This window comes from Ruegeria denitrificans (assembly GCF_001458295.1).
Taxonomy (GTDB): Bacteria; Pseudomonadota; Alphaproteobacteria; order Rhodobacterales; family Rhodobacteraceae; genus Ruegeria; species Ruegeria denitrificans.
Genome location: NZ_CYUD01000003.1, coordinates 349,165 through 374,575 on the forward strand (window position 1 = coordinate 349,165; position 25,411 = coordinate 374,575).

General features: G+C 57.6%; 24 protein-coding genes. 16 read left to right on the plus strand and 8 right to left on the minus strand.

Features of this window, described 5'->3' with window-relative positions:
* Positions 1-266 precede the first annotated feature (266 nt).
* Positions 267-878: a YrbL family protein gene (locus RUE5091_RS06435; protein ID WP_131726283.1), complete on the plus strand. Its 612-nt coding sequence runs from the start codon at positions 267-269 to the stop codon at positions 876-878.
* On the opposite strand, the gene RUE5091_RS06440 is transcribed toward RUE5091_RS06435, so the two are convergent.
* Entirely contained in the window at positions 859-1,749 is an 891-nt protein-coding gene (locus RUE5091_RS06440; RefSeq protein WP_058281048.1) for a LysR family transcriptional regulator, read from the minus strand. The two genes, RUE5091_RS06435 and RUE5091_RS06440, sit on opposite strands and share 20 nt — an antisense overlap.
* A 164-nt stretch (positions 1,750-1,913) precedes the next feature.
* Between RUE5091_RS06440 and RUE5091_RS06445 the strand changes: the two genes are divergently transcribed.
* Positions 1,914-2,162, plus strand: coding sequence for a hypothetical protein (locus RUE5091_RS06445; RefSeq protein WP_243470721.1), 249 nt, complete (start codon positions 1,914-1,916; stop codon positions 2,160-2,162).
* A gap of 44 nt (positions 2,163-2,206) precedes the next feature.
* On the plus strand, positions 2,207-3,211 hold the full coding sequence (locus RUE5091_RS06450) for a GlxA family transcriptional regulator (RefSeq protein WP_058281050.1): 1,005 nt from the start codon (positions 2,207-2,209) through the stop codon (positions 3,209-3,211).
* Positions 3,212-3,219: 8 nt separating this feature from the next.
* Here the strand turns inward: RUE5091_RS06450 and RUE5091_RS06455 are convergent, their stop codons facing one another.
* The 5 genes from RUE5091_RS06455 to RUE5091_RS06475 form a co-directional block, all read right to left on the minus strand.
* Positions 3,220-3,780 (minus strand): sarcosine oxidase subunit gamma, encoded by a 561-nt coding sequence (locus RUE5091_RS06455; RefSeq protein ID WP_058281051.1) that lies wholly within the window; start codon positions 3,778-3,780, stop codon positions 3,220-3,222.
* Positions 3,773-6,718, minus strand: coding sequence for a sarcosine oxidase subunit alpha family protein (locus RUE5091_RS06460; protein ID WP_058281052.1), 2,946 nt, complete (start codon positions 6,716-6,718; stop codon positions 3,773-3,775). The genes RUE5091_RS06455 and RUE5091_RS06460 overlap by 8 nt, the downstream gene beginning before the upstream one ends.
* Entirely contained in the window at positions 6,715-7,002 is a 288-nt protein-coding gene (locus RUE5091_RS06465) for a sarcosine oxidase subunit delta (protein WP_058281053.1), read from the minus strand. Before RUE5091_RS06465 ends, RUE5091_RS06460 begins: the two co-directional genes overlap by 4 nt.
* A gap of 13 nt (positions 7,003-7,015) precedes the next feature.
* Positions 7,016-8,266 carry a sarcosine oxidase subunit beta family protein gene (locus tag RUE5091_RS06470; protein ID WP_058281054.1) on the minus strand — a complete coding sequence of 417 codons (1,251 nt, stop codon included), beginning with the start codon at positions 8,264-8,266 and terminating at the stop codon, positions 7,016-7,018.
* A gap of 84 nt (positions 8,267-8,350) precedes the next feature.
* Complete coding sequence (locus RUE5091_RS06475; RefSeq protein ID WP_058281055.1) at positions 8,351-9,208, minus strand: LysR family transcriptional regulator; 858 nt, start codon at positions 9,206-9,208, stop codon at positions 8,351-8,353.
* A 108-nt stretch (positions 9,209-9,316) separates the two neighbouring features.
* On the opposite strand from RUE5091_RS06475, the gene RUE5091_RS06480 reads away from it, so the two are divergent.
* From RUE5091_RS06480 to RUE5091_RS06505, 6 genes are read left to right on the plus strand one after another with little or no spacing between them, the layout of a single operon-like run.
* Positions 9,317-9,916 (plus strand): amino acid synthesis family protein, encoded by a 600-nt coding sequence (locus tag RUE5091_RS06480; RefSeq protein WP_058281130.1) that lies wholly within the window; start codon positions 9,317-9,319, stop codon positions 9,914-9,916.
* A complete protein-coding gene (locus tag RUE5091_RS06485) occupies positions 9,888-10,667 on the plus strand; it encodes an alpha/beta fold hydrolase (RefSeq protein ID WP_058281056.1) in 780 nt (259 codons plus the stop codon). Before RUE5091_RS06480 ends, RUE5091_RS06485 begins: the two co-directional genes overlap by 29 nt.
* Entirely contained in the window at positions 10,664-11,572 is a 909-nt protein-coding gene (locus tag RUE5091_RS06490) for a flavin reductase family protein (RefSeq protein ID WP_058281057.1), read from the plus strand. The genes RUE5091_RS06485 and RUE5091_RS06490 overlap by 4 nt, the downstream gene beginning before the upstream one ends.
* A 12-nt stretch (positions 11,573-11,584) precedes the next feature.
* Positions 11,585-12,619, plus strand: a complete 1,035-nt coding sequence (locus RUE5091_RS06495) for an LLM class flavin-dependent oxidoreductase (protein ID WP_058281058.1) — start codon at positions 11,585-11,587, stop codon at positions 12,617-12,619.
* 8 nt (positions 12,620-12,627) lie between these two features.
* Positions 12,628-14,106, plus strand: coding sequence for an aldehyde dehydrogenase (locus RUE5091_RS06500; RefSeq protein ID WP_058281059.1), 1,479 nt, complete (start codon positions 12,628-12,630; stop codon positions 14,104-14,106).
* A 29-nt stretch (positions 14,107-14,135) separates the two neighbouring features.
* On the plus strand, positions 14,136-15,002 hold the full coding sequence (locus tag RUE5091_RS06505; protein WP_058281060.1) for an urea carboxylase-associated family protein: 867 nt from the start codon (positions 14,136-14,138) through the stop codon (positions 15,000-15,002).
* On the opposite strand, the gene argE is transcribed toward RUE5091_RS06505, so the two are convergent.
* Positions 14,975-16,195: an acetylornithine deacetylase gene (argE, locus tag RUE5091_RS06510; protein ID WP_370731968.1), complete on the minus strand. Its 1,221-nt coding sequence runs from the start codon at positions 16,193-16,195 to the stop codon at positions 14,975-14,977. The genes RUE5091_RS06505 and argE overlap by 28 nt on opposite strands.
* Positions 16,153-17,337 (minus strand): M24 family metallopeptidase, encoded by a 1,185-nt coding sequence (locus RUE5091_RS06515; RefSeq protein ID WP_058281062.1) that lies wholly within the window; start codon positions 17,335-17,337, stop codon positions 16,153-16,155. Before RUE5091_RS06515 ends, argE begins: the two co-directional genes overlap by 43 nt.
* Before the next feature lie 86 nt (positions 17,338-17,423).
* Between RUE5091_RS06515 and RUE5091_RS06520 the strand changes: the two genes are divergently transcribed.
* The 7 genes from RUE5091_RS06520 to RUE5091_RS06550 all read left to right on the plus strand — a co-directional run bounded on the left by RUE5091_RS06520 (position 17,424) and on the right by RUE5091_RS06550 (position 25,316).
* On the plus strand, positions 17,424-18,467 hold the full coding sequence (locus RUE5091_RS06520; RefSeq protein WP_058281131.1) for a pyridoxal-phosphate dependent enzyme: 1,044 nt from the start codon (positions 17,424-17,426) through the stop codon (positions 18,465-18,467).
* Positions 18,464-19,609 (plus strand): M24 family metallopeptidase, encoded by a 1,146-nt coding sequence (locus RUE5091_RS06525; protein WP_058281063.1) that lies wholly within the window; start codon positions 18,464-18,466, stop codon positions 19,607-19,609. The genes RUE5091_RS06520 and RUE5091_RS06525 overlap by 4 nt, the downstream gene beginning before the upstream one ends.
* Complete coding sequence (locus RUE5091_RS06530) at positions 19,606-20,316, plus strand: maleate cis-trans isomerase family protein (RefSeq protein WP_058281064.1); 711 nt, start codon at positions 19,606-19,608, stop codon at positions 20,314-20,316. The genes RUE5091_RS06525 and RUE5091_RS06530 overlap by 4 nt, the downstream gene beginning before the upstream one ends.
* A 146-nt stretch (positions 20,317-20,462) precedes the next feature.
* Positions 20,463-21,554 carry an ABC transporter ATP-binding protein gene (locus RUE5091_RS06535; protein ID WP_058281132.1) on the plus strand — a complete coding sequence of 364 codons (1,092 nt, stop codon included), beginning with the start codon at positions 20,463-20,465 and terminating at the stop codon, positions 21,552-21,554.
* A gap of 108 nt (positions 21,555-21,662) precedes the next feature.
* Entirely contained in the window at positions 21,663-22,754 is a 1,092-nt protein-coding gene (locus tag RUE5091_RS06540; RefSeq protein WP_058281065.1) for an extracellular solute-binding protein, read from the plus strand.
* A 70-nt stretch (positions 22,755-22,824) separates the two neighbouring features.
* A complete protein-coding gene (locus RUE5091_RS06545) occupies positions 22,825-24,099 on the plus strand; it encodes an ABC transporter permease (RefSeq protein ID WP_058281066.1) in 1,275 nt (424 codons plus the stop codon).
* A gap of 5 nt (positions 24,100-24,104) precedes the next feature.
* Positions 24,105-25,316 (plus strand): ABC transporter permease, encoded by a 1,212-nt coding sequence (locus RUE5091_RS06550; RefSeq protein ID WP_058281067.1) that lies wholly within the window; start codon positions 24,105-24,107, stop codon positions 25,314-25,316.
* Positions 25,317-25,411 lie beyond the last annotated feature (95 nt).

Genomic DNA, 25,411 nt, shown 5'->3' on the forward strand with positions numbered 1-25,411 from the left:
TAAAACTCAAATCAGAATTGAACGAATAGGAAGGGCTCGGAGTGAGGTGCCCTGAACCTTTTATAACGTGCCAAGATTGACTTATTCGCGCTTGATCTGTTGGTACCAGTTGTACCAATACTACCTCGTTCGGAGTTCGTTATCCTTTTGTTTGGGCTGATACAAAGGTTAATTGTCACGAAAACAAGAACACCTTAAGAAGGACACTGTTTTCAGCACCCAGCGCCCATGTGGCGCATGTTTCTCATGATTGGGACCTGACAGAGATGATTGACCTGAGCGGCCACATTCCGCTGCGCGAAAGCCGCAACTACAAGATTTTCCAACACCCTGAAATTGAAGGCGCGTTGTTGAAGGTCCGGGCAGATGAACCTGTTCGTAATCATGCAATCCCGCGCTATGCCGCCTGGCGCTATGGAAATTTGCGGCAATGGAACCGTGAGGCCAATGAATACCTTGCTGCATTGAACCGGGGGTGCCCCGAGATTGAACGTCTGGCGCGGTTTATGGGCTATGCACCAACCTCGCAGGGGCCAGCTTTGGTGGTGGAAAAACTAACCGGCCCGGATGGCGGGCTAGCGCCGACCTTGCAATCCGAGAAGATTGCGGCCGCCAAAAATCGGGAGGCGCGTCAACGCTTGCATGATGAGTTCATGGAACTGATGGATGACCTCAAGCAGGGGCAGATCATTGTTGGTGACATGGGATTCGAAAATATCGTGCGTGCGCAAGAGCGGGGCGGAAAGCTTGTGATTATTGATGGGCTGGGTGAACGGGTGATGTTCCCGCTGGTTCTGTTCAGCAAGATGGCGTTTGACAAGTCAATCGAACGACGCAGGGCGCGTATGTCCAAAGGGTTCAATCTCGGGACGAACTGACTTGGCCCATTCGGCTCAAAGGCCAAGTGGTTTCAACCTCTTTGCGGATTTCCTGAATTAGCGCCGCTGAAGCCTGATTGCGGCGCTTTAAATGTGTGCGCGCCACAAAGACTATGCGTGGAGGGGCAGGGAACAGATCATCAATCACCTCCATATCCGGAGTGACGTGCAACCCGTTCAGCAGCGCCACGCCGAGACCCGAACGCACTGCCGATTGGATGCCTGCAGCACTTGGGCACTCCAGAATAGTGTCGAACCGATGCGGTCCATTGCCCATACCCCATTGCCTGTAAAAACATTGGCTGTCGAATGACAGAAACGGCACCGGCGACGACAGATCGAGGCGAAATTCCGGTGCTTTGACCCAATGCAACGTGTCTTCAAACAGGATCAGATCATCGGGCAGAACGTCCTGGCGAAAGATCTGCATGACGGCCACGTCCAACTCTCCGACCTTCAGCCAGGCTTGCACGTTCAAACTTTGACTGGTGCGGGTGCGGACATGAATTTCGGGGTATAGTCGCGTGAAACGACCCAGAATACGAGCGATGTCGCTGGTGGCGGTGTCCTCGGTCATGCCCAAACGGATGGTCCCGGTAAGAGGTTTCTTGCCCAATGATGACAGTGCTTCGTCGTGCAACTCGGTGATCCGGCGGGCATAGTTGCACAACCGTTGGCCAGCTTCTGTAAACAAGGGGCCACCCGCGCGACGAGCCAGCAAGCTACAATCCAGCGCTAGTTCCAGTCGACGGATTTTATGACTGACCGCGGATTGCGACAGCGACAGATGCTCAGCCGCACGGGTCACGCCACCATGCGTCGAAATGGCAAGCAAAGCGCGCAGGGCGTCAATTTCCAGGCGTTCGTTCATCTTTCTTTCTATGACAAATTAGAATGGCATGATCATTATCATTCACTTGAGTCACATCCTAGCTTTCGGTTAATGACAGGAAAAGAAGAAACTCAGAGGTCTTGCATGTCAATTCTCATGGCTGAACCCGCCCCGACAACTCGAACGATGCGAAAGGAGTAAGCATGGCGAAACTCGTAATGTCACACCGCGGCTTGACGACGGTGTTTGAAATCACCGGATCCGTACTGGCGATGGCTTATGCCCTACTGATCGCCTCGAACATCGGGGCGGAACTGTTGGGTTTTTCGCTTTTGCTTTTGTCTTCGGGGCTGTTCGCTGCGTGGGCCGTGATTGACCGTCGTTGGACTTTTTTGCTGCTACAGGGGTTCTACGCAACATCCGCTATCATCGGGTTGATCCGCTGGGCGTAAAACTTCGCTTAGAGCAGCGATGGATTTCCTGCTAGGACAGGCCCATGCGTACAGAGAACAGAATCGAGATTGGTTTTCTGCTGTTTGATGGCTTTCCCATGGCTTGCCTGACCTCAGTGATCGAGCCGCTGCGGGCGGCTAATGAAATCGCAGGGCAAGAGGCGTTTCTTTGGTCCCTGATTTCAGAGAATGGTCAAAAGGTTCAATCCAGCGCCGGTGTTCGGTTCGAATCCGAACGGTCGCTGTCAGACTGCAGGGATATGGACATTATTTTCCTGCTCGGCAGCCCGACTTCGGTCTTTGACAACCCAGGTTTTGGCAACGGTGTCTTGCGCAGGCTAAGTCGTCACGGATCTGTATTGGGTGGGATCAGCGCGGGTATTTTTCCGTTGGTCCGGTCAGGTGTCATGCAGGGGCATCCGGTGTCGGTGCATTGGTGCTATGAGGCCGCGTTCGAAGCCGAATTCCCCGACATGGACGCTCGCAGCGAGGTGATCGTCAGGGACGGCAGTCGCACAACAGTCTCGGGCGCGGCAGCGGGGTTTGATCTGGCGTTGCATCTTATTCAGGACAGGCTGGGCGGGGACGTCGCGCATGAAGTCGCCTGTTGGTTCCAGCATCCGATGATGCGCGGCGCAGGGGTACGGCAGCAAGTACCCAGTGCCACGGCGCCCGGTACGGGTGACAGTCTGCCATCGCTGGTATCCCGCAGCATTGCACTGTTCGCATCCCATATGAGCGATCCTATTTCCATCGCAGATGTGGCACGCCAGATGGGGGTGACGCCTCGGCAAATCGAACGCGCCTTTAAGCAGGCAACCGGACAAAGCCCCAGCCATTATTACCGCGCCATGCGCATGAAGGCCGCGCGGCAGATGGTGGTCTATACCAAGGATCCGATACCCCAGATCGCCTCGGCCGTTGGCTACGGTTCAGTTGCGCCATTGGTGATGCATTATCGCGCGGCCTTCGGACTGAGCCCCAGCGAAGACCGGCGCAGAATCAATCGTTTTCGTGTCGAAGATAATGCGCCTCTCCCGTCGGTCTGATCGCCGCGTTACAGCGCTGAACGCATCGCGGTGACTATGGCATGGTGCAGTGAACCCGCAGAAGATCGCGGACCGTAGATACTAAAACTATCAGGTGCGCGGCACAGAACAAAACAACCGATATGATGGATCGAACAGCGTGCGGCGCTGCCCGGATCCATCTTGCGTAGATCAAGCTGGCACAGCAGTTCCAGAACTGCCGGAATACTATCCCCATTCAGATCGAACCGCGTCCATCCGTCCGTTTGTTCGGTGACCGAGGCGGAATTTCCGGTTGCGGTCTGAACCTGATCGGCAAGTTCTTCGTGGGTGTCAAAGGGTGCCTCAACCATCCATTGATCGGGGCCGGCCCAGTACGCGCTGATTGTCGTACCGGCCCAGCGGCCAATTTCGGGGGCGGGGGCATCGATCAACTTGGCCAGCGAGGCGGCAGTTTTGTCTTTTTGCCCCATCCGCGCGGCGACTGACGCCAATGCAACGCCGGGCACTTCGGAACATGTGACACCTCCGACAGTGTCCACACGTGGGTCAGTCCCGCCCAGGGCGGTTATCGCAACAAGATCATGCACGTAGACGCTCTCCTTCAGGGTCGACGAAATGGGCCGAGACAAGTTCAACCTCGACGGTCAGGTCGGTCAGTGGCGAAACAAGACGCATTTTTTCGCCCAGCCGCTCGGCCCCGTTTTTCACGAGGCCCAGACCGATATTGCTGTTCAGGATCGGCGAGTAGACAGCCGAGGTGACATAGCCCTGATCATGGGCCGCATCGATCGGGCCATCGGGGTTCATCAGATGCCCGCCCGCGGTAACCTTATCCTCGGGTTGCAGCGGCTTGATCCCGACCAACCGTAATACATCGGGTTCGACCAGCGCCTCACGTTCCGACAGGACCGAGCCGATGCTGTCTTTTTTCTTCGACACCATTTTACCCAGGCCAAGGTTCAGTGCCGTGGTGGTGCCGTTCAGTTCACTCCCCGCGGCGTGGCCCTTTTCAACCCGCATCACGCCCAGTGCTTCGGTACCATAGGGGGTGACGTCGAACTCTTCACCTTCGGCCATCAGCCGTTGCATCAGCGCATCGCCATAGCGCGAGGGCACCGCGATTTCATAGGCTAGCTCGCCTGAGAAAGAGATCCGGAACAACCGTGCCCGCAGCCCGCCACAGACAGTGACGTTGCCACAAGCCATGAACGGGAAGGCGTCGTTCGACAAATCGAACTCCGGGTCCACGATCTTTTGCAACAACTTGCGCGAATTGGGCCCGGCCACCGCGTATTGAGCCCATGCTTCGGTGGTCGAGATTAATTGAACGTCCATGTCCGGATACAGGCATTGTCGCGCAAATTCCATGTGACGATAGACACTTACGGCGTTTGCCGTAGTTGTAGTGACGACGAAGTGATCCTCGGCCAACCGTGCGGCAGTGCCATCATCCATCACCATTCCGTCTTCGCGCAGCATCAGACCGTACCGGGTTTTTCCCACAGCCAGCTTGGCAAATCCATTGGCATAGATACGGTTCAGAAACTCGGCCGCATCGGTGCCCTGTACGTCGATCTTGCCCAGCGTTGTACAATCGCACACCCCGACCGAAGCGCGCGTCTGGCGCACCTCACGGTCCACGGATTGCCGCCAATGGGTTTCACCGGGCAGGGGGAACCACTGGGCGCGCAGCCAGTTGCCGACCTCGACAAACACGGCGCCGCGTTCCTTAGCCCAATAGTGCGAGGGCGTCAGGCGGGTCGGGTGGAATTCCTGCCCTTTCATTCGTCCCGCGAAGGTGCCAATCGGAACAGGCGTATAAGGTGGTCGGAAGATGGTGGTTCCAACCTCGGGGATAGACTTGCCAGTCACTTCGGCCATGATCGCAAGGCCGGTGATATTCGAGGTCTTGCCCTGATCTGTCGCCATGCCCAGCGTGGTATAGCGCTTCAGATGCTCGACTGATCGGAACCCTTCCTGATAGCTGAGCTTGACGTCCTTGACAGTCACGTCGTTCTGTTGATCCACCCAGGCGCGCTTGCATCCCTCTACGTACCAGAATGGCGTTTGCGAGACCGGAGCATCCTCGGCTTCGGGCAAGTCGGGCAGGACGCCAGTTAGTTCAAGCGCGTTGGCTGCGCTTTCTGCGCCGGATTGTAGGGCGCCATGGGTCGACATCACTCCATTCGCCGCACCCGCTACCGACAGGCCGACGGGCAGGTTTTCACCGGGGACAAAAGCGGCCAGAGCGTCGTTCCAGACCGGGCGTCCGCGTTGGTGGCACGTCATATGCACGTTCGGGTTCCAGCCGCCGGAAACGCCCAGCGCACCACACTCCAGCGTCCGGGTTGAGCCGTCAGTCAAGGCGACCTCGACAAAGGTCAGGCCGTGGCGACCTTTAGTATCAATAACTTGCGCGCCTTTCAGGACTTCATAATCATAGCAGGTTGGCGCGTCCTCGCGGACATCCACGACTGCAGTGATTGTGACGCCTTTCGCATGCAGATCGGCAGCGGTGCGGTGTCCGTCATCATTGTTGGTGAAAATCGCCACGCGCTGTGATGCGGTGGCTGCGAACCGGTTGGCATAGGTCCGCAGGGCGCTGGCCATCATGATACCGGGTCGGTCGTTGTTTTCGAACGCGATAGGACGTTCCGTAGCTCCGGCGCAAAGCAGCGCCTTATCTGTGTAAATGCGCCACAGGATTTGCCGGGGTTTTCCTGCGGGCAGGGTGGCCAGGTGATCCCCGGTGCGTTCCACTGCGCCATAAACGCCATGGTCGAATGCACCGATCACCGTGGTGCGCGGCATCAGCCGGACGTTGGGCAAAGACGACAGCTCTGCAACCGCCTGTGCCACCCAGTCTTGGGCGCTTTGATCGCCCAGCGCAAAAGCTTCGCTGTTCAGACGGCCACCTAGCGTGAAATCCTCATCCGCCAGTATGACGTCAGCCCCGGCACGTCCTGCGGTCAACGCCGCCATCAAGCCCGCGGGCCCAGCACCGATGATCAGCAGATCGCAGTGACGGAACCCTTTGTCATATTCGTCCGGGTCAGCCTCTTGCGACAACGATCCCAAACCGGCGGCGCGGCGGATCATTGGTTCGTACAGCTTTTCCCAGAACGCGGCAGGCCACATGAAGGTCTTGTAGTAGAACCCGGCCGACAGGAAGTTTGAAAACATATCGTTCACGGCCAGCGCATCGAATTTCAGGCTGGGCCAACGGTTCTGTGACTTCGCCTCGAGCCCGTCGAACATCTCAATCGTCGTGGCGCGGGTGTTGGGTTCCTTAAGGGCTCCGGTGCGGAGTTCGACCATGCCGTTGGGTTCTTCGGACCCGGCGGTCAGCAACCCGCGGGGGCGGTGGTACTTGAACGACCGCCCGATCAGCCGCACGTCATTGGCCAGCAGGGCTGAGGCCAGAGTATCACCTGGATGCGCCGAATAGCTGCGCCCGTCGAACTTGAAGGAGAAAGAGGTGTTACGGTCGATCTGGCCGCCATTCAGCCGGTTTGTCTGCGTCATTTGGATCGCCCCCGTGCGCGGGCCACGTCGCGGGCCAGTTCTACCTTTGAAATCTCATGCGTCAGCGTGTTGCGCGTGACGACCAGCCAGGATCGGTCTCCGGCCTCGTGATACCACAGTTCCTGATGTTCACCGGCCGGGTTGTCGCGCACATACCCGTATTCGTAGAATGCCTCAGCTGCATTTTCGGCCTGCCAATCAGGTCGGTCGATCAGCGAAGCATCACCCAGATATGTGAACTCCGATGCATCGCGCGGGCCCAGAAGGGGATGGTTGATAATCATTGTACGGTCCCCCTCAGTGCAGGTTGGGCTGGTTGCCCACGCCTTTTTCGTCGATCATCCGGCCGGTCTGGAACCGGTCGAGGCGGTAGGCGGTGGCGACCGGGTGCGGCTCGTCCTTCGCCAGCAGATGGGCAAAGCAATGGCCCGAAGCCGGGGTCGCCTTGAACCCGCCGTAACACCAACCGCCGTTGAAATAGAGCCCCTCGACCGGCGTGCGGTCGATGATGGGCGAGCCGTCCATCGACATATCCATAACACCTCCCCACATCCGCAACAGACGGGCGCGGCCGATCATTGGCATCAGGGCCACGCCGCCCTCACAAACATCCTCGACCACTGGCAGGTTGCCGCGTTGGGCATAGGTGTTATAGCCGTCGAGATCGCCGCCAAAGACCAGCCCGCCCTTGTCGGACTGACTGACATAGAAATGGCCAGCGCCAAAGGTTATGACGCTGGGCAGAACCGGTTTTAGACCCTCGGACACAAAGGCCTGCAACACATGGCTTTCGATGGGCAGCCGCATTCCGGCCATTCCCATCACGCGCCCGGAGCTGCCCGCAACCGCGCAGCCCACTTTGTTCGCGCCGATGAAACCTTTAGTCGTTTCAACTCCCAGGCATTTGCCATTCTCGATCCGTAGGCCCGTGACTTCGCAATTCTGGATTATGTCGACGCCTTGCAAATCAGCCGAACGCGCAAAACCCCATGCCACCGCGTCATGACGAGCAGTGCCGGCGCGGCGTTGAACCAAGCCTCCTTTTATCGGAAAGCGGGCATCGTCGAAATTCAGATAGGGATGTTCTTTGCGGACTTGATCGGCATCCAGCAACTCGGCATCCGCGCCATTCAGGATCATCGCGTTGCCGCGTCGGGTATAAGCGTCGCGCTGACCGTCGGTGTGAAACAGATTGATGATCCCGCGCTGGCTCATCATGGCGTTGTAGTTCAGGTCCTGCTCAAGCCCTTCCCATAGCTTCATCGAGAACTCGTAGAACGGCTCATTCCCGTCCAGCATATAGTTCGAGCGCACAATCGTCGTGTTCCGCCCCACATTGCCGCCGCCGATCCAACCTTTTTCGACAACGGCCACGTTGCGTTGACCATAGACCTTGGACAGGTAGTGCGCCGTTGCCAGCCCATGGCCACCACCGCCAATGACGATGATGTCGTAATGGGCCTTGGGTTCGGGCTCGCGCCAGACCGGTTTCCACCCTTTGTGGCCGGTGAGCGCCTCTTTGATGACTCGGAAGCCGGAATATCGCATGAATCGGACCTTTTTCACCAGAATTCACTAAAATAGGGCCTATGGATATCCTCAGATGCGACATCGACTTGTCTAAATCAGACGTTAAACGCGACTTACCTCAGGCAGTGCGCCGGAAAACCATTCCAGAAATGCGTCAACCTCGGGCGAGCGGCGTTGGACTGCCAGAAAATACCCTTCGGTTGCCGGGGCCGAGGCTTCGGTGGCACGTATGGCCTGACCGGTGCGCAATGCGTGTTCCGCGACCAAAGCATTGACCAGAGCCACCCCGTTTCCGGTTGTAGCGAGTTGTAGGGCCAGGCCGTAAGAATCCACGTAGAAGGTGGGCGTTGGGATCGTGTATCCAGTAGCCTCGGACCAGGAGGACCAGTTGCCGGATGTGCCGACCGCCTCGATCAAAGGCAGGTCCGGCAGGTTTCCGTCCAACTGGGGCGATTTCACCGCGATCAGGTCATTGGGCAGCAGTTCGGTTGCGTCCCGGCCCACCTGCTTTGCAGATCCGAACCGGATTTCGATATCCGCGCGCGAGGCTGAATATTCGTCTGGCCAGATCGTGCTGACAAAGCGCACGGATGTGTCCGGGTTTTGCGACCGGAACTGTGGCAGTGCGGGGGATATCACCCACTCCAGCACACTGACCGACGCTGCAACGGTAAGGTGACGCGCCTTTTCCTCGGCCAGATATGGCGATGCAGCCGAGTGCAGCATCTCCAGCGCGGTCTCTACCTGCGGCAACAGCTTACGACCTTCATCCGTCAACGACAGGCCGCGTGCGTGGCGGTGAAACAGCACCACACCCAATCGCGTTTCCAGCGATCTAATCTGTTGACTGACAGCAGATTGCGTCAGGCCGATCTCGTCGGCGGCAGCGGTGGAACTCAGCCGTCGGGCGGCGGCCTCGAATGATCTGAACCACGTGAGCGGGGGCAAGGTTTTGGCCATTTGTAACCTACATATTAGAGTCACTAATACCTAAGACCAAAGTTCTTTCGTTTGTCAAAGCGGCCCTTGGCCAGAGATAGTTTGCCAACCAATCGCAAGGGGGCGCTTGTGCAGCCAAATATTCGAAAAATCGTCACCTATGACGAAGAAGTTCTGGTCGAAGGATTTCGCAAGGCAGATCGCCCATGGCGGATGTTCGCAGTGACGGCCGTGGTCACGAACCCATGGGCCGGACGTTATGTCGAAGATCTGAGGCCTGAGATTTTAAGCTTTGCCCCCGTTCTGGGTGAGGAACTGACCGCGCGAATGATTGCGCTGGCTGGTAGCGGCGATGCAATCGAAGCCTATGGAAAAGCCGCCGTGGTGGGGCTGGACGGAGAGGTCGAGCATGCCTCGGGCCTGATCCACACGCTGCATTTCGGTAATCATTTCCGGCAGGCGGTTGGGGCGAAATCCTACCTCTCCTTCACCAATACCCGAGGTGCGGCCAACGCACCGATCATGGTGCCGCTGATGGACAAGAACGACGCCGGTCGCCGGTCGCATTATCTGACGCTGCAATTCGCCATTCCCGACGCACCGCGCGCTGATGAGGTTGTGATTGTGCTGGGTGGGGCAACGTCGGGGCGACCGCATCATCGGATTGGCGATCGATATCAGGACTTGAAGGATTTGGGTCATGACGTGGACAACCCGGCCTCGGTCTAAGTTCGGTGACCTCGCCGCGATTGACGCAGGCGAAGGGCCTTTGGTCGTGCTGCTGCACGGCGTCGGTCTGCGGGCCGAAGCGTGGGGCGGGCAGATTGAGGCGCTGGTAGCAGCCGGGTATCGGGTCGTTTGCCCGGATATGTTGGGGCACGGGGAATCGGCTTTTGCCGAACCGAACAGGGTGGAAAGCTATGTCGCGCCGATTACATCGTTGTTGCAAGAACCAGCAGTGCTGATCGGGCATTCAATGGGTGCGCTGATCGCGGCGCATATTGCGGCCTCGGGCAATCGATATGTCAAAGGTGTTGCGGCCCTGAACGCCATATACAAGCGGTCTGACGCGGCCCGGCAATCAGTTCTGTCGCGGGCTCAGGCTCTGGATGCGCAGCGGTCGAATGACGCCTCGGTCACTCTGCATCGTTGGTTTGCAGATGATATATCAGCGGAACGCGACGCCTGTGCGCAGTGGCTGGAAGCGGTCAATCCTCGGGCCTATAAAGCCGCTTACACGGTCTTTGCCGAGAGCGACGGCCCGACCGAGAAGCAACTGGCCAAGATCACATGCCCGGCAATGTTTTTGACCGGTGCGGATGAGCCGAACTCGACCCCCGCGATGTCACAACAGATGGCCAGCCTTGCACCAAAGGGGCGCGCAGAGTTCATCCCTGATGCGGCTCATATGATGCCGATGACCCATGCTGCAGAGGTCAACGCCACCCTGTTGCCCTTTGTTCAGGAGTGCCTGACATGACCACACTGGATCCACGTGCCCTGCGTGATGCCTTTGGCAGCTTCATGACCGGCGTGACAGTAGTGACCGCCCGCGACGCGACGGGCGCGCCGGTTGGGTTTACTGCCAATTCGTTTTCCTCAGTATCACTGGACCCGCCTTTGTTGCTGGTGTGCCCGGGCAAGTTTCTGTCCAGCTATGAGGTGTTCGCTGGCTGTCGACATTTTGCCGTCAATATACTGGCAGAGGGTCAACAAGAGGTCTCGAACACTTTCGCGGGATATAAAGGCGACCGGTTCGCGAAAATCTCTCATCAGAATGGCCTGCATGACTTGCCGTTGGTAGACGGAGCCCTAGCGCAGTTCTGTTGCGAAACCCATCAAGCCATTCCAGCAGGCGATCACACTATCCTGATAGGCCGAGTTTTGGATTTCTCGCACGTTGCGGGTGACGGTTTGGGCTATGTCGGCGGGTCGTATTTCAGCCTGGGTCTTGAGGCCGAGATGGACGCCAAAGTTCCGACGGTTTGTGGTGCAATAATTACAGCTGGGAACCAAGTCCTTCTTGAGCGCCATGGCGATTCGTTCCGTCCGATTCAGGTCACAGGTGCCGAGGCCGGTGGTCAAAGGCACAGGCTGGCGCAGGTGTTGTCGGAGCGCGGTATCCACGCGCGGATCGAGCAGGTCTATTCCTCGTTCAACGACGCCGAGACCAAGCTGCAATATACGTTCTTCCTTTCATCTGCAGATCAGCATTGCGCATCTGCGAATGCCCAGTGGGTTCCGGTCGCGGACCTGCCCAATCTGACCTACGCCTCTCAAGGCATTCACCACATGATGACCCGCTTTGCGCGTGAGGCTCAGACCGGGGATTTCGCCCTGTATTTGGGCGATGCTGAACGTGGCGACATTCACAGTTTTCGCTAAAGGAGCCGATTGATGGAGTTTTCTCTGTTTGCCCATATGGAACGCCTGACGCCGGATCAGCCTCATGACGTTCTGTATGACGAATTCGTTGGTCTGGTGAAAATGGCCGATGAGGGTGGTATGCGCGCGGTTTGGACGGGCGAGCATCACGGCATGGAATTCACCATTGCGCCGAATCCATTTCTATCCTTGGTCGATCTGGCACATCACACGAAGAATGTACGCCTCGGCACCGGTACCGTAGTCGCACCGTTCTGGCATCCGATTAAGCTAGCCGGTGAGGCCGCAGCAGCGGATCAGATCACCAAGGGACGGATCGAGCTGGGCATTGCACGCGGGGCTTATTCCTTTGAATACGAGCGTTTGATGCCCGGTATGGACGCGTGGGAAGCCGGTCAGAGGATGCGGGAATCCACGCCGCTTTTGCCGCAAATCTGGCAGGGGGATTGCGCGCATGAGGGCGAGTTCTATTCGTTCCCGGCCACGACCTCGGCCCCGAAACCACTGCAGGATGGCGGCCCGCCAATCTGGATCGCGGCGCGTGACCCCAACAGCCACGAATTCGGCGTCCACAACGGGTTCAACATTCAGGTCACGCCGCTGTGGCAAGGGATGGAGGAAATTGAAACGCTTATGGGCCGATTCAACGATGCTTGCGATAGCTATGCGGGGCCGCGACCTAAGATTATGTTGTTGCACCACACCTATGTCGGAAAAGACGATGCGGATGTGGCGCAAGGTGTCGAGGATTTGCGGCGGTACTACAACTATTTCGGTGCGTGGTTCCTGAACAAACGCCCGGTCCAGCAGGGCTTGATCGAGCCGATCACGCAGGCGGAAATGGACGCCAACCCGATGTATACCACCGAAAAGCTGGGCCGCGATCTGACCATCGGCACGACACAGCAGGTGATTGACCAGATCAAACGATATGAGGATCTGGGATATGATGAGTTTTCGTTCTGGGTCGACAGTGGCATGACCAACGAACGTAAGCGCGCCTCGTTGGCGCGGTTCATCGACGACGTCATGCCAGCCTTTCAGTGAGGACTACCATGCGAAATCTTCCACATTTTCAACTTTTCATTGATGGCGAATGGTCCGAAGGATCAGGCGCGCAGGTCATGACTTCGGAAAACCCGGCGACCGGGCAGGGGTGGGCCACCTTTGCTTGCGCCTCGGCCGGGGATGTGGACCGCGCGGTTGCGGCTGCTAAGCGTGTTCTGGATGATCCGGCGTGGCGGGATGTGACGCAAACCGCACGTGGTAAATTGTTGTACAGGCTGGCCGATCTGGTGGCCGAATATGCATCTAAGTTAGGAGAGCTTGAGACAACGGACAGCGGTAAGCTGTTGGCCGAAACTTCGGCGCAAACGGGATACGTGGCGGACTACTACCGCTATTTCGCTGGATTGGCCGACAAAGTCGAGGGCACTGTTCTGCCCATCGACAAGCCCGACATGCATGTCTTTACAACCCGCGAGCCCATCGGAGTTGTCGCTGCCATCGTGCCATGGAACGCGCAGATGTTTCTGACCGCGACCAAACTGGGCCCGGCTTTGGCAGCGGGATGCTCGGTTGTTCTGAAAGCCTCAGAAATTGCGCCTGCGCCGATGTTGGAATTTGCGCGGTTGATCGAACAGGCCGGGTTTCCGCCCGGTGTCGTCTCGGTCATCACTGGCGATGCCGAAAACTGCGCCATTCCACTGACCCGTCACCCGGATGTTGACCGGATCGCCTTTACCGGCGGGCCAGAAACCGCGCGACATGTGGTGCGCAATTCGGCTGAAAACTTTGCCGTCACCTCGTTGGAACTGGGCGGAAAATCCCCGATTTTGGTGTTTGAAGATGCTGATCTGGACGGCGCAGCCAATGGCTTGATCGCCGGAAACTTTGGCGCGTCGGGGCAGAGCTGCGTGGCGGGAACACGGGGTTTGGTGCATCGGTCCATTCTGGAACCGTTGATCGAACGGATTGAACAAAAGGCCAGCGGCATCCAATTGGGTGACCCGCTGCAGGCGGAAACGCATGTGGGTCCGCTATGTACCGCAGCACAGGTGAGGCGGATCGAGGAAACGCTGGCCAAAGCGCGCGGGCAGGGCGCGACGATCCGATTTGGCGGCGAGACTTCGGATAGACCGGGGAACTACATGAAGCCAACGCTGGTGCAGTGCGCCTCGGCCGATACGGAGACGTTGAAGGTCGAAATGTTCGGGCCGGTGATGTCTCTGCTGCCTTTCGACACCGAAGATGAGGCGATCGCGCTGGCCAACAGCACGCCTTACGGGCTGGGCTCGGGCGTGTTCACGCAGAATCTGGCGCGAGCGCATCGGGTGTCGAAGCGGATCAGGGCTGGGATTTGCTGGGTGAATACATACCGAGCGATCTCTCCGATTGCGCCCTTTGGCGGGTTTAACCAATCGGGCTATGGGCGCGAGGCGGGGGTCGAGGCAATTCTGGACTATACCCGAACCAAAACAACTTGGATCAACACCGCGCAAGAGCCGATGGCGAACCCGTTCATTATGCGTTAAGCCTGTGCAAAAGCATGGGGAGAGCGTTGATGAAACTGGAAAACCCGAACTTTGCGGCACCAACAGATGCAGATGACCGCAAGGCTATTCCTCCGGTCATTTGCTACCCGCCCGAGACGTTGACGCAACCCGATCTGAGTGCATTAGCCAAAATACGGCAGGGGGTCAGCAAAACCGCCGAAGCCATCGCAGCGCCACGGGATGCGGCTTGTATCGACGTGCCCGCCGGGGCCTTTGTTCGGGTTCTATCGGTCGATGGTCCGCAGGTCGGCGACCTGAATATGTGGAACAAGCACGACTTGTCCGAGCGGTTCTATTCCGGCAAAACCCGCGCTCTGCACGGCACCCATCTGTCGACCGGGGATCGCATGTGGTCGAGCTTTCCCAACATGCGCCCGATGGCGACTGTCATCGATGATACGTTGGATTGGTACGGGTTCGACGCGTTCGGCGGCTCGGTTCATGACGTGATCGGCACGCGCTGCGATCCTTATACGGGACGGTTGTTGACCGGCGATGATTACCACTATTGCTGCCATTCCAACCTGACCCGTGCGCTGGCCAGCCATTGCAACCTGCCGCTGCACGAGGCCGAGATGCTGGTGCATGACGTTTTGAACGTGTTCATGTGCACCGGGTTCACCCGCGACACCGGGCAGTACTTCATGAAGGCCAGCCCGGTGCGCCCCGGCGACTATCTTGAGTTCTACGCTGAGATCGACCTGATCGTCGGTCTTTCAGCCTGTCCCGGAGGGGATTGTTCGTCTGAGCATTCCTCGGACGCTGCCGCCTGCTATCCTCTGGTGATGGAGGTCTATGATCCGGGCGAAGATGCGCGCGCCGCGCATGTGCTACCCGCACGCTCGGCCTATGACCGGTCGCACGGGACTGGTTGAGCGATCAGGCGGCGGCCCAAACGGTTCAGCATTCGGCAGCACAGATCAAGTTGTTCGATTTCGACATACTCATCCGCTTTGTGCGCTTGGGTGATCGAGCCCGGTCCGCAGACAATGGCGTGTACGCCCAGTTGCTGAAACAGGCCGGCCTCAGTGGCGAAAGCAACGACGCCGGTGCCGTTCGCGCCGGTCAGTTCGGCTACAAGCTCGCGCGCGGCGTTTTCGTCCATGGGTTCAAGCCCTTCGACCTCGGCCACCGCTTCCTGCGTGATGCTCGCGTCGGGGTGGACGGCCTGCATTTCGGGCAACAGGCTGTGTCGGACGTAATCTGACAGGGTGTTTCTAACCAGTTCGGCGTCGCTGGATTGAACGGGGCGCATTTCCCACGCGACCTCGGCCTTGCTGGCGATGACGTTGTGCGCGACGCCACCTGAGATACGACCGACATTGACCGTGGTCCAGGGTGGCTCAAACGGACTGCCCTGTGGTGCGCGCGATTTCAGGGTATGCCTCAGCTCCAGTAGCTTGCCGATATAGCGGGCCGCGTACTCCGCAGCATTGACGCCGTCATCTGGGGCCGAACTGTGCCCTTCAAGCCCGACAAAACTAGTGGTGTACTCAAAACAGCCCTTGTGTCCCTCGATTACGCGCATTTCGGTCGGTTCGCCGATGATGGCAATGTCTGGCACGATGCCGCGCTCGGACAGATCGTTGACCAGGTTCTGCGCACCCAGACAGCCAGTTTCTTCGTCATAGGTGAAGGCGAAATGCAGCGGCTGGGTTAGTTTGCTGGTGTCCAGCGTCTCGGCAAAAGCCAATGCGGCGGCAATAAATCCCTTCATGTCACAGGTGCCGCGACCGTACAGCCGACCGTCGCGTTCGGTCATTTCAAACGGGTTCGTGGTCCAGTCCTGATCGGCCACCGGAACCACATCCGTATGCCCTGAAAGCAAAATGCCGCCGGGCATGTCCGGCCCGAGCGTGGCAAAGACATTGGCCTTTTTCCCCGTCGCATCCCGCGTTTCGATACAGCGCGCGCCTAACGCCTCAAGGCGGTCGGTCAGATAGCGGATGATCTCAAGGTTGCTGTCGGCGGACACCGTTTCAAAGGCGATCAGGTCGGCTAGGATTTCCGTGGTTCTTGGCAGAGTCATGGCTTTACGAACAGTTTTCGGGGCCGGTTGCAAAAGCATTCGGCGGGTCCGATTTCGGTGATCAGGATCGACTCGGTGATTTCAAGCCCCCAGTCGTCCATCCAGAGGCCGGGCATAAAGTGGAAGGTCATGCCTGGTTCCAAAACGGTCTCATCCTCAGGGCGCAATGAGATGGTGCGTTCACCCCAATCTGGCGGATAGCTGAGGCCGATCGGATAGCCGCAGCGCGCACCGCGTTCGATCCCGGCACGTTCCAGCGGCGCGGCCAGAGCCAGCGCAATGTCGCGGGCCTGATTGCCTGCGCGGGCGGCGTCCAGACCAGCCTCAAGACCTTCGACCAGTGCCGCTTCGGCCCGCAACAGGTGGTCGGGTGGCTGTCCCAGAAAGACCGACCTGCAGAAAGGCGTGTGATAGCGGCGATAGCAGCCGGACAGTTCGAAAAAAGTACATTCGCCGGATTTGAAAGGCGCGCCATCCCATGTCAGATGCGGGGCTGCTGCATCCGAACCCGAAGGCAGCAACGGCACGATAGCGGCATAATCCCCCCAATCTTCGCCTACGCCCGAGATCGCATCGTGATAAATTTGCGCGACCAGTACGTTCTTACGCAGGCCAGGTTCGATCCGGTCAATCACGCCGTCGGTGACATATTCCGAGATACGCGCAGCCTTGCGCATCAGGGCGATTTCCTCATCTGATTTCACCGCGCGTTGCCAGTTCACCAGCCCATTCGCGTCGACCAAATCGGCCTGCGGCAGTTCGGCCACCAAGGTCAGATGCGCCTTGGCCGAGTAATAGTAATTATCCAGTTCCACGCCGATCCGACCTGCAGTCAGTCCACAATCCCGGATCAATGCTGCGAGGTCCTGCATCGGATGGCGAACGGTGGATTGCACAAAGTGGTCCGCATAGCCGCGAATCCGATCATTTTCCATCCAGACCGTACGTAGCGCGCCGTTGGCATCTTGATTGCGGCCCCACCAAATGGGGTCCTGATCATGCAGAACCAGAACGCCTTGGTGGACGTAAAATGACCAACCCTCATACCCTGTCAGCCACGCCATGTTGGACGGATCCTCGACAAACAAAGCGTCCAATCCGGCTGCTGACATGGCAGCGCGAGTCTTTGCTAGCCGTCGATCATATTCAGCTGGGCTGAAGGCCGGGTTGGAATGAGCCATAGACTGTTCCCTTTGGTGATCGAGTTTTGTTGACAGAACTGGACGAATCCGATCACGTCAATGGGCAACTCAGGAAAGACGCTCAATTGAAAATCACATCCAACCCTCATCGCGGTGGCCAAAAGCTGATCGAGGCCGCACCGTACCCCTCGACCAATGTCGCGCGTGCGTCAGAATTGATCGCCCGCTGCCTGTCGGACAAAGAAACGCCTCTGACCGAAGTAAAGGGGTTGGCTGACGTCGCTCATCTGTGGGTGAAGGATGAACGCGGCCGGATGGGCCTGGGATCGTTCAAAGCACTGGGTGCGGCCTATGTTATTGCGCGCCATGCGGCGGATATTGCCGAAAACCCGAACACCTCGACTCTGGCCGGGCGCACCTATGTCACTGCCAGCGCAGGAAATCACGGATTGAGTGTCGCGTCGGGCGCAAGCCGTTTCGGGGCCGATTCCGTAGTCTACATTGCAGACACCGTGCCCGAGAGCTTTGCCGAACGCCTGCGCGCGCAAGGAGCGGACGTTGTGCGTGAGGGTGCTGATTACGCCGCCAGCATGGAGGCTGCCAGCAAAGCAGCGCAGGACAATGGATGGATACTGCTCTCTGACAGTTCGTGGGAGGGGTATTACGAACTGCCGCATACTCTGATGGAGGGGTATTTGCAGATGGCCGCCGAAGCGGTACGCCAGTGCCCGCAGGTGCCGACCCATATCATGCTGCAGGCCGGTGTCGGTGGTTTGGCCGGAGCGGCCGCTGCTTATGCAAGGACAGCATGGGGGCAAGAACCACAGATCATCGTCATCGAACCCGATGCGGCCCCAGCCTTGCAGGCCAGTATCGAGGCGGGGGCCTGCGTGTTTGCCGATGGTCCCAACAGCGTCATGGGGCGTCTCGATTGCAAGGAACCTTCTTTGATTGCCCTGAATGGGCTGGCGCGGGATGCCGACAGCTTCTTGACCCTGACAGATGAACAGGTGACTGAGCATCTTCCGGCCATGGCCGACGCGGATATCGCCACGACGGCGTCTGGCGGGGCAGGGGTAGCCGCTGTCATGAACGAGGATGCACGCAAGGGTTTGGGCATCGGTCCCGACGCCCGCGTGCTGTGTATTATCTCTGAGATCGCCGAATGAGGGGGTTTGACGCGTCCGAATTCCAGTCGCGAACTGAACGCGCACAACAACGAATGGCGCAGGCGGGCCTGTCGGCACTATTACTGACCACAGAACCCGAGATTCGCTATTTCACCGGGTATCTGACCCGATTTTGGGAAAGCCCGACGCGCCCGTGGTATCTGATCGTGCCTGCAACCGGTAAACCGATTGCTGTCATCCCCTCAATCGGCGCGGCCCTGATGGCGACAACCTGGATCGAAGACATCCGCACCTGGAGCGCTCCGGACTTGACCGATGACGGTGTCAGCCTGCTGGCCGATGCTCTGTGCGAGGCCTGCCCAATGGATGCGGTGATAGGTCTGCCGGATGGGCACGAAACCCATGTTCGCATGCCATTGGCCAATCTTCACAGGTTGCAGGACCGGTTGGGCGCGCGTCGTCTGGGTGGCGATGACGGAATTCTCCGCGCGCTGCGAATGGTGAAATCGACGGATGAGATCACCAAGATCGAAACCGCGTGCGCAATCGGCGGAAGGGCCTTTCACCGTGTGCCCGAGATCGCAGGTGAGGGCGTCGCGCTCGATGAAGTGTTCCGTCGGTTTCAGATGCTGTGCCTTGAGGAAGGCGCGGACTGGGTGCCATACCTTGCTGGCGGGGCCGAGCAGGGCGGGTATGCCGATGTGATTTCTCCGGCCAGTCCAAGCGCATTGGTTCCGGGTGATGTTCTGATGCTGGACACGGGCTTAGTGTGGGATGGGTATTTCTGTGACTACGACCGTAATTGGTCGGTTGGTCAGGCTGCGCCGCAGGTACGCGATGCCCATGCCACACTGGTAGAAGCGTCGGATGCTGCGTTCGAAATCGCACGTCCTGGGGCAACGGCGGCTGATTTGTTTAACGTCATGAACGCGATTCTGTCCCGAAACAGCGAGGACACCGGTGCAGGGCGATTGGGACATGGTCTTGGCATGTCGCTGACGGAATGGCCGTCTTTGATTCCCACGGATCACACTGTGCTGGAGCCCGGCATGGTCCTGACGTTAGAGCCAGGTATAGCTGTGGGAGATAAGATATTGGTTCACGAAGAAAATATTGTCATCACCGAAGGGGCTCCACGCTTTATCAGCGCCAGGACCGGACCGGAGCTACCCCAGATATGAGTTATCTTCCCTATACGCTGGACTCGGATGATCCTAAGGCCCCTCCAATGGGACTGATCGTTCTGCAAACGGATGAGACGATTGAGCCTGAATTCAGCGCTTATTTCGCAGATCGAACCTGTCCAATCTATGTCTCGCGCATTCCAAGCGGGGCCGAGGTGACGACGGATACTCTGGCAGAAATGGAGACGGCCTTGCCTGCTGCGGCGGATCTGTTACCGAAAATCCGCCCCTATAAAGTTGTGGGATACGGATGCACCTCCGCCAGTTCGGTCATAGGTTCTGATCGGGTCGAACGAATGGTGCAAAAGACCTGCAATACTGCTGTGGTCACCAACCCGTTACGCGCGGCATCGGCTTATGCGGCGCATTTGGGGGTGTCTAAGATTGCGCTACTGTCGCCTTATATCGAAGAAGTGAACGAACCGCTGCGCCGCGCCTTCGGTGAAAACGGGATTTCGATGGATGTTTTTGGTTCATTCGGTGAGGCAGAAGAATCGAAAGTAGTCCGAATTTCACGGCGCTCTGTAGTGGACGCGGCCCTGAAACTGGGGGCCGATCAATTGGTTGAAGGTGTTTTTATAAGCTGCACAAATATAAGAACTTTTGATGCAATTCCTGAGATTCAAAAGCGCTTGGATAAGCCGGTTTTGTCCAGCAATCAAAGTCTTGCCTGGCATATGCGGGAACTGAACTGGGCGGGATGACGGACGAGACGCAACCAAAATAGTCGTGCGGTTGGAAAATTTTTTGTTGCGCGGCGCGTCCTGCATGTCCTTAAATGTCGCTAATGGTCTTTGAGATCCGGATAAACCGGGCAACCAACAGACCGCACAGGGAGCCAAGTCGGTATATGTCCAATGACGCAGCGTTCGTCGAGTTTCAGCGTGTCCAAAAGTCCTATGATGGCGAAGTACTCGTTGTAAAAGATCTAAACCTCTCATTGCCTAAAGGTGAGTTTCTTACAATGTTGGGCCCGTCAGGGTCAGGCAAGACGACGTGCCTGATGATGCTGGCCGGGTTTGAAACCGCCACCCACGGCGAAATCATGTTAGACGGGCGACCGATCAACAACATTCCGCCGCACAAGCGCGGGATCGGGATGGTCTTTCAGAACTATGCCCTGTTTCCACACATGACCGTGGCCGAGAACCTGTCATTTCCGCTTGAAGTGAGAAAGATGGGCAAGGACCAGCGCGAAGAAAAGGTAAAGCGCGCCTTGGACATGGTGCAGATGGGGGCCTTTGGCAGCCGTCGCCCGGCGCAACTTTCGGGTGGTCAACAACAACGTATCGCATTGGCGCGTGCGCTGGTGTTCGAGCCTGAACTGGTGTTGATGGACGAACCGCTGGGTGCGCTGGACAAACAGCTGCGCGAGCATATGCAGTTTGAAATCACCAGACTGGCGCATGAGCTTGGGATCACCACGGTCTATGTGACACATGACCAAACCGAAGCGCTGACGATGTCGGACCGTGTCGCTGTTTTCGATGATGGTCGTATTCAGCAATTGGCTCCGCCGGACCTTTTGTACGAAGAGCCCGAGAATAGTTTCGTTGCGCAATTCATTGGGGAAAACAATACGTTGGAAGGTGTGGTTAAATCTATCGACGGCGATTCCTGCGTTGTGGCGCTGGATGACGGGTCCGAGATTGATGCCAAACCAGTGAATGTCCACAAAGCGGGTGATCGAACCAAGGTCTCGATCCGCCCCGAACGTGTCGAGTTCAACAAAGAGCGTTTGCACGCTGATGCACATACGCTGAAAGCCACAGTGAAGGAATTCATCTATATGGGTGACGTGTTCCGTTTCCGCCTGTCTGTTGCGGGGAACGACGAATTCATCATCAAGACCCGGAACGCACCTGACGCGGTCAAGCTGCAGCCGGGCCAAGAAGTTGAAATCGGCTGGCTGGCTCATGACTGCCGGGCGCTGGACGCCTGAGCAAGGTAATACCCGTGCGCTCCGCCCGGACGCGTGGGATATCAGGGTATCGGGCGTCCCGGGTCCGACCTGAAAGGCTAAAACCAACGGGAAAACAGGGAGTTAACAATGAAAGTTACCAAAACCACTCTACTGGCAAGCGCAGTTGCTGCAGTTGCCGGCGGTGCTATGGCCGAAGAGATGACGATCGTCTCGTGGGGCGGCGCATACTCCAAATCGCAGCTGAAAGCGTATCACGAGCCCTATTCGGAGAAGACGGGCGTCACCATCCTGAACGATGACAGCTCGGCCGAAGCGGTGGCCAAATTGCGTGCTATGAATGAAGCGGGCAACATTACCTGGGATGTCGTAGACGTTGTGGCCGCGGACGCGATCCGGTTGTGCGACGAAGGTCTGGCGATGGAGATTGATCCTGAGGTGCATCTTGCCGCAGCGCCTGATGGCACATCAGCCGCGGACGACTTTGGCGACATGCTGGTCAGCGAATGTTACATACCGACAATCGTGTATTCGACTACCTTTGGCTATCGTACTGATCTGGTAGGCGACACACCCCCAACCAGTGTTTGCGCAGTTTTTGACACCGACGCCTACCCAGGTAAGCGCGCACTGGAAAAACGGCCCATCAACAATATGGAATGGGCGTTGATTTGCGATGGCGTCCCCAAGGATCAGGTCTATGATGTTCTGGAAACTTCAGAAGGTCAGGATCAGGCTCTTGCCAAGTTGGCAACCATCAAGGATGACGTGATCTGGTGGTCAAGCGGTTCGGACACGCCGCAGCTGCTAGCCGACGGTGAAATCGTAATGGGGTCCACCTATAATGGCCGCCTGTTCAGCCTGATTGAAGAGCAAAACCAGCCAGTTGGGATGCTGTGGGACGCACAGGTGTTCGATCTGGACGGATTCATCATCCCCGCCGGTTTGAGCGAAGAGCGGCAGCAACGTGCGCTGGATTATATCTTCTTTGCTTCTGACACTCAGCGCTTGGCGGATCAGGCCAAGTGGATTTCGTATGGTCCGGCACGTTCCTCCTCGGCTCCGCTGGTTAGCCAGCATGCTGAACTGGGTATCGACATGGCACCGCACATGCCGACCGATCCGGAAAACGCCAAGAACACGTTCCTGTACAATTTCGAGTTCTGGGCCGACTACCGTGACGACATCGACGCGAAATTCCAGGCATGGCTGGCGCAATAAGCGTTTGATTTCTTGATACAGTCGGGGGCGGGGTACCGCCCCCGAAGCAAAGATAACCCAAGGGGCACCGATGACTGACGTAAGCCAAAACGCTGGACCAATGTTGGCAGCGGACGGAACGCCGCTAAAGCAATCGCTGGCACGTTCCTTACGGCGACAAAAGCTGAGGGCACTGATGCTGGTGGCCCCTTTGCTGTTGTTTGTGCTGTTCTCGTTTATCGTACCGATCGCTTCGATGCTGTTTCGCTCGGTGGAAAACGGAATCGTGCAGGACACGCTACCTCTGACGGTTGAGGCTTTGCAGAATTGGGATGAGACCACCGGAGAACTGCCGGACGAGGCCGTCTATGACGCTTTTGTCCGGGACATGATCGTGGCCATCGACAACAAGACACATACACGCCTGGGCTCGCGTTTGAACTACGAAGAAACCGGTATGTCTTCGATGTTCCGCCGCTCGGGTCGGAAACTTGGCAAAATGGACCCCGAAACCGACGGGCCGTTTAAAGACCAGGTGATCGAGATTCACGATGGCTGGGGCGATCCCAACACGTGGGCGGTGATCAAAACCCACTCACCCGCCGTTACCAATGGCTATTTTCTGAACGCGGTCGATATGCGCCGTACTCCTGAAGGGGCGCAATCGCAACCGGAAGACAAACAGATCCTGATCAAGCTTTTTGGCCGCACGCTATTCATGTCGCTGGTCATTACCGGATCCTGTATTCTGCTGGCTTATCCAGTCTCGTATCTGCTGGCGAACTTACCGATGCGCGTTTCGAACCTGCTGATGATCTTGGTATTGTTGCCCTTCTGGACATCGCTTCTGGTGCGGACTTCGGCGTGGAAAGTGATGTTGCAACAGCAGGGTGTGATCAACGAAACGCTGGTTTGGCTTGGGTTGGTTGCGGATGACGCGCGGCTTGTGATTATCAACAATCAGATCGGTACAATCGTTGCGATGACACATATCTTGCTGCCGTTCATGATCTTGCCGATGTATTCGGTTATGCAGACGATCCCGCCAACCTATACCCGCGCCGCCAAGTCGATGGGGGCCACCAACTGGACCACCTTCTGGAGGATTTACTTCCCGCAATCCATCCCGGGTATCGGTGCGGGATCGATCCTCGTGTTCATTTTGGCCATCGGTTACTACATCACGCCTGAGATCGTAGGCGGCACCAAAGGTGTCTTCATTTCGAACCGGATTGCATACCACATCTCGTCCTCGCTGAACTGGGGACTGGCTGCGGCGCTGGGGACGATCCTGCTGGCGGTCGTTATGCTTCTGTACTGGTGTTACGACAAGATCGTGGGCATCGATAACGTGAAACTGGGATAAAGATCATGGCAGCACTTACACCAATATCCCGCAAACCGTTGTCGATGGTTCTGCCCACCGTGGCCGCCGCCGGAGGTTTCCTGGGAATGTTCGTCGGGGCCGGGCAGGGCAGTGCCTTTCTGGGTATCCTAATCGGTGCCGCGCTGATGGCAGGACTGGCTTGGGTCTATATCACGATCCTTGATAACGAACGCGTAGCACGCTGGATTACCATTCTGGGTCTGGGCGTGATCGGGTTATTCTTTGCCGGTTTCACAGGGATGATCGTGGGCTTGCTGGCCGGTTGGTTCTTTGCCTTCTTCATCTTCTGGCTGTACGAAGGCCGTTATCGGCAAAGGCTGCTTCCTTATTTGACGGGTCAGCAGGTGTTTGGACACTACTTTTTTCGGGTGATTTGCGGTGCGATCTTTGTATTCCTGATCACGCCCATCCTTGTGGTGCTGCCGCTGTCGTTCAACGCGCAGGATTTCTTTACCTTCACACCGGAAATGCTGCGCCTGGACCCTGAGGGGTATTCGCTGAAGCATTACCGCGATTTCTTCACCAACAATGAATGGCAGCGCAGCTTCAAGAACTCGCTGATCATTGCGCCAATTGCGACGGTCATTTCAGTGACACTGGGGACGCTGGCCGCGATCGGGCTCAGTCAGTCGCACGTGCCAGGTCGTCGGGCAATAATGGGTATCCTGATTTCGCCCATGATCGTGCCGCTGATCATCTCGGCCACCGGTATGTTCTTTTTCTACAGCGACATCGGTCGTTTCCTTGAGGGGACATTGGGCATGGACAAGAACTTTGTCGGGTATATCAAAGTTGTTCTCGCCCATGCCGTCTTGGGTATCCCATTCGTTATCATCACGGTGACGGCAACGTTGGTCGGATTTGACCAGTCGCTGACGCGGGCTGCTGCCAATATGGGAGCGGGCCCGGTGCGGACATTCTTTAAGATCCAGATGCCGCTGATCCTGCCGGGCGTGATCTCTGGCGGACTGTTCGCTTTCATCACGTCGTTTGACGAGGTTGTGGTGGTTCTGTTTGTCGGTTCGGCTAGCCAAAAGACGCTGCCCTGGCAGATGTTCACTGGTCTGCGTGAACAGATCAGCCCAACCATTCTGGCGGTTGCGACCATCCTCGTTGTGATCTCGATTGCATTGCTGGCCACGGTCGAACTGCTGCGACGTCGTTCTGAACGTCTGCGCGGTCTCAGCCCGGCTTGACGCGACTCAAAACCTGATTTAGCGATTTGACCATGCATCCCGGTCACGATGGCGTCGTGACGAAACGCGGGGTGCATGGCTCTCGGTTCCCGAGG

Coding starts and splice junctions, on each gene's coding strand:
- RUE5091_RS06435 (WP_131726283.1), top strand. CDS start 267: ATGATTGACCTGAGCGGCCACATTCCGCTGCGCGAAAGCCGCAACTAC.
- RUE5091_RS06440 (WP_058281048.1), bottom strand. CDS start 1,749: ATGAACGAACGCCTGGAAATTGACGCCCTGCGCGCTTTGCTTGCCATT.
- RUE5091_RS06445 (WP_243470721.1), top strand. CDS start 1,914: ATGGCGAAACTCGTAATGTCACACCGCGGCTTGACGACGGTGTTTGAA.
- RUE5091_RS06450 (WP_058281050.1), top strand. CDS start 2,207: ATGCGTACAGAGAACAGAATCGAGATTGGTTTTCTGCTGTTTGATGGC.
- RUE5091_RS06460 (WP_058281052.1), bottom strand. CDS start 6,718: ATGACGCAGACAAACCGGCTGAATGGCGGCCAGATCGACCGTAACACC.
- RUE5091_RS06465 (WP_058281053.1), bottom strand. CDS start 7,002: ATGATTATCAACCATCCCCTTCTGGGCCCGCGCGATGCATCGGAGTTC.
- RUE5091_RS06470 (WP_058281054.1), bottom strand. CDS start 8,266: ATGCGATATTCCGGCTTCCGAGTCATCAAAGAGGCGCTCACCGGCCAC.
- RUE5091_RS06475 (WP_058281055.1), bottom strand. CDS start 9,208: ATGGCCAAAACCTTGCCCCCGCTCACGTGGTTCAGATCATTCGAGGCC.
- RUE5091_RS06485 (WP_058281056.1), top strand. CDS start 9,888: ATGACGTGGACAACCCGGCCTCGGTCTAAGTTCGGTGACCTCGCCGCG.
- RUE5091_RS06490 (WP_058281057.1), top strand. CDS start 10,664: ATGACCACACTGGATCCACGTGCCCTGCGTGATGCCTTTGGCAGCTTC.
- RUE5091_RS06495 (WP_058281058.1), top strand. CDS start 11,585: ATGGAGTTTTCTCTGTTTGCCCATATGGAACGCCTGACGCCGGATCAG.
- RUE5091_RS06500 (WP_058281059.1), top strand. CDS start 12,628: ATGCGAAATCTTCCACATTTTCAACTTTTCATTGATGGCGAATGGTCC.
- RUE5091_RS06505 (WP_058281060.1), top strand. CDS start 14,136: ATGAAACTGGAAAACCCGAACTTTGCGGCACCAACAGATGCAGATGAC.
- argE (WP_370731968.1), bottom strand. CDS start 16,195: ATGCTTTTGCAACCGGCCCCGAAAACTGTTCGTAAAGCCATGACTCTG.
- RUE5091_RS06515 (WP_058281062.1), bottom strand. CDS start 17,337: ATGGCTCATTCCAACCCGGCCTTCAGCCCAGCTGAATATGATCGACGG.
- RUE5091_RS06525 (WP_058281063.1), top strand. CDS start 18,464: ATGAGGGGGTTTGACGCGTCCGAATTCCAGTCGCGAACTGAACGCGCA.
- RUE5091_RS06530 (WP_058281064.1), top strand. CDS start 19,606: ATGAGTTATCTTCCCTATACGCTGGACTCGGATGATCCTAAGGCCCCT.
- RUE5091_RS06535 (WP_058281132.1), top strand. CDS start 20,463: ATGTCCAATGACGCAGCGTTCGTCGAGTTTCAGCGTGTCCAAAAGTCC.
- RUE5091_RS06540 (WP_058281065.1), top strand. CDS start 21,663: ATGAAAGTTACCAAAACCACTCTACTGGCAAGCGCAGTTGCTGCAGTT.
- RUE5091_RS06545 (WP_058281066.1), top strand. CDS start 22,825: ATGACTGACGTAAGCCAAAACGCTGGACCAATGTTGGCAGCGGACGGA.
- RUE5091_RS06550 (WP_058281067.1), top strand. CDS start 24,105: ATGGCAGCACTTACACCAATATCCCGCAAACCGTTGTCGATGGTTCTG.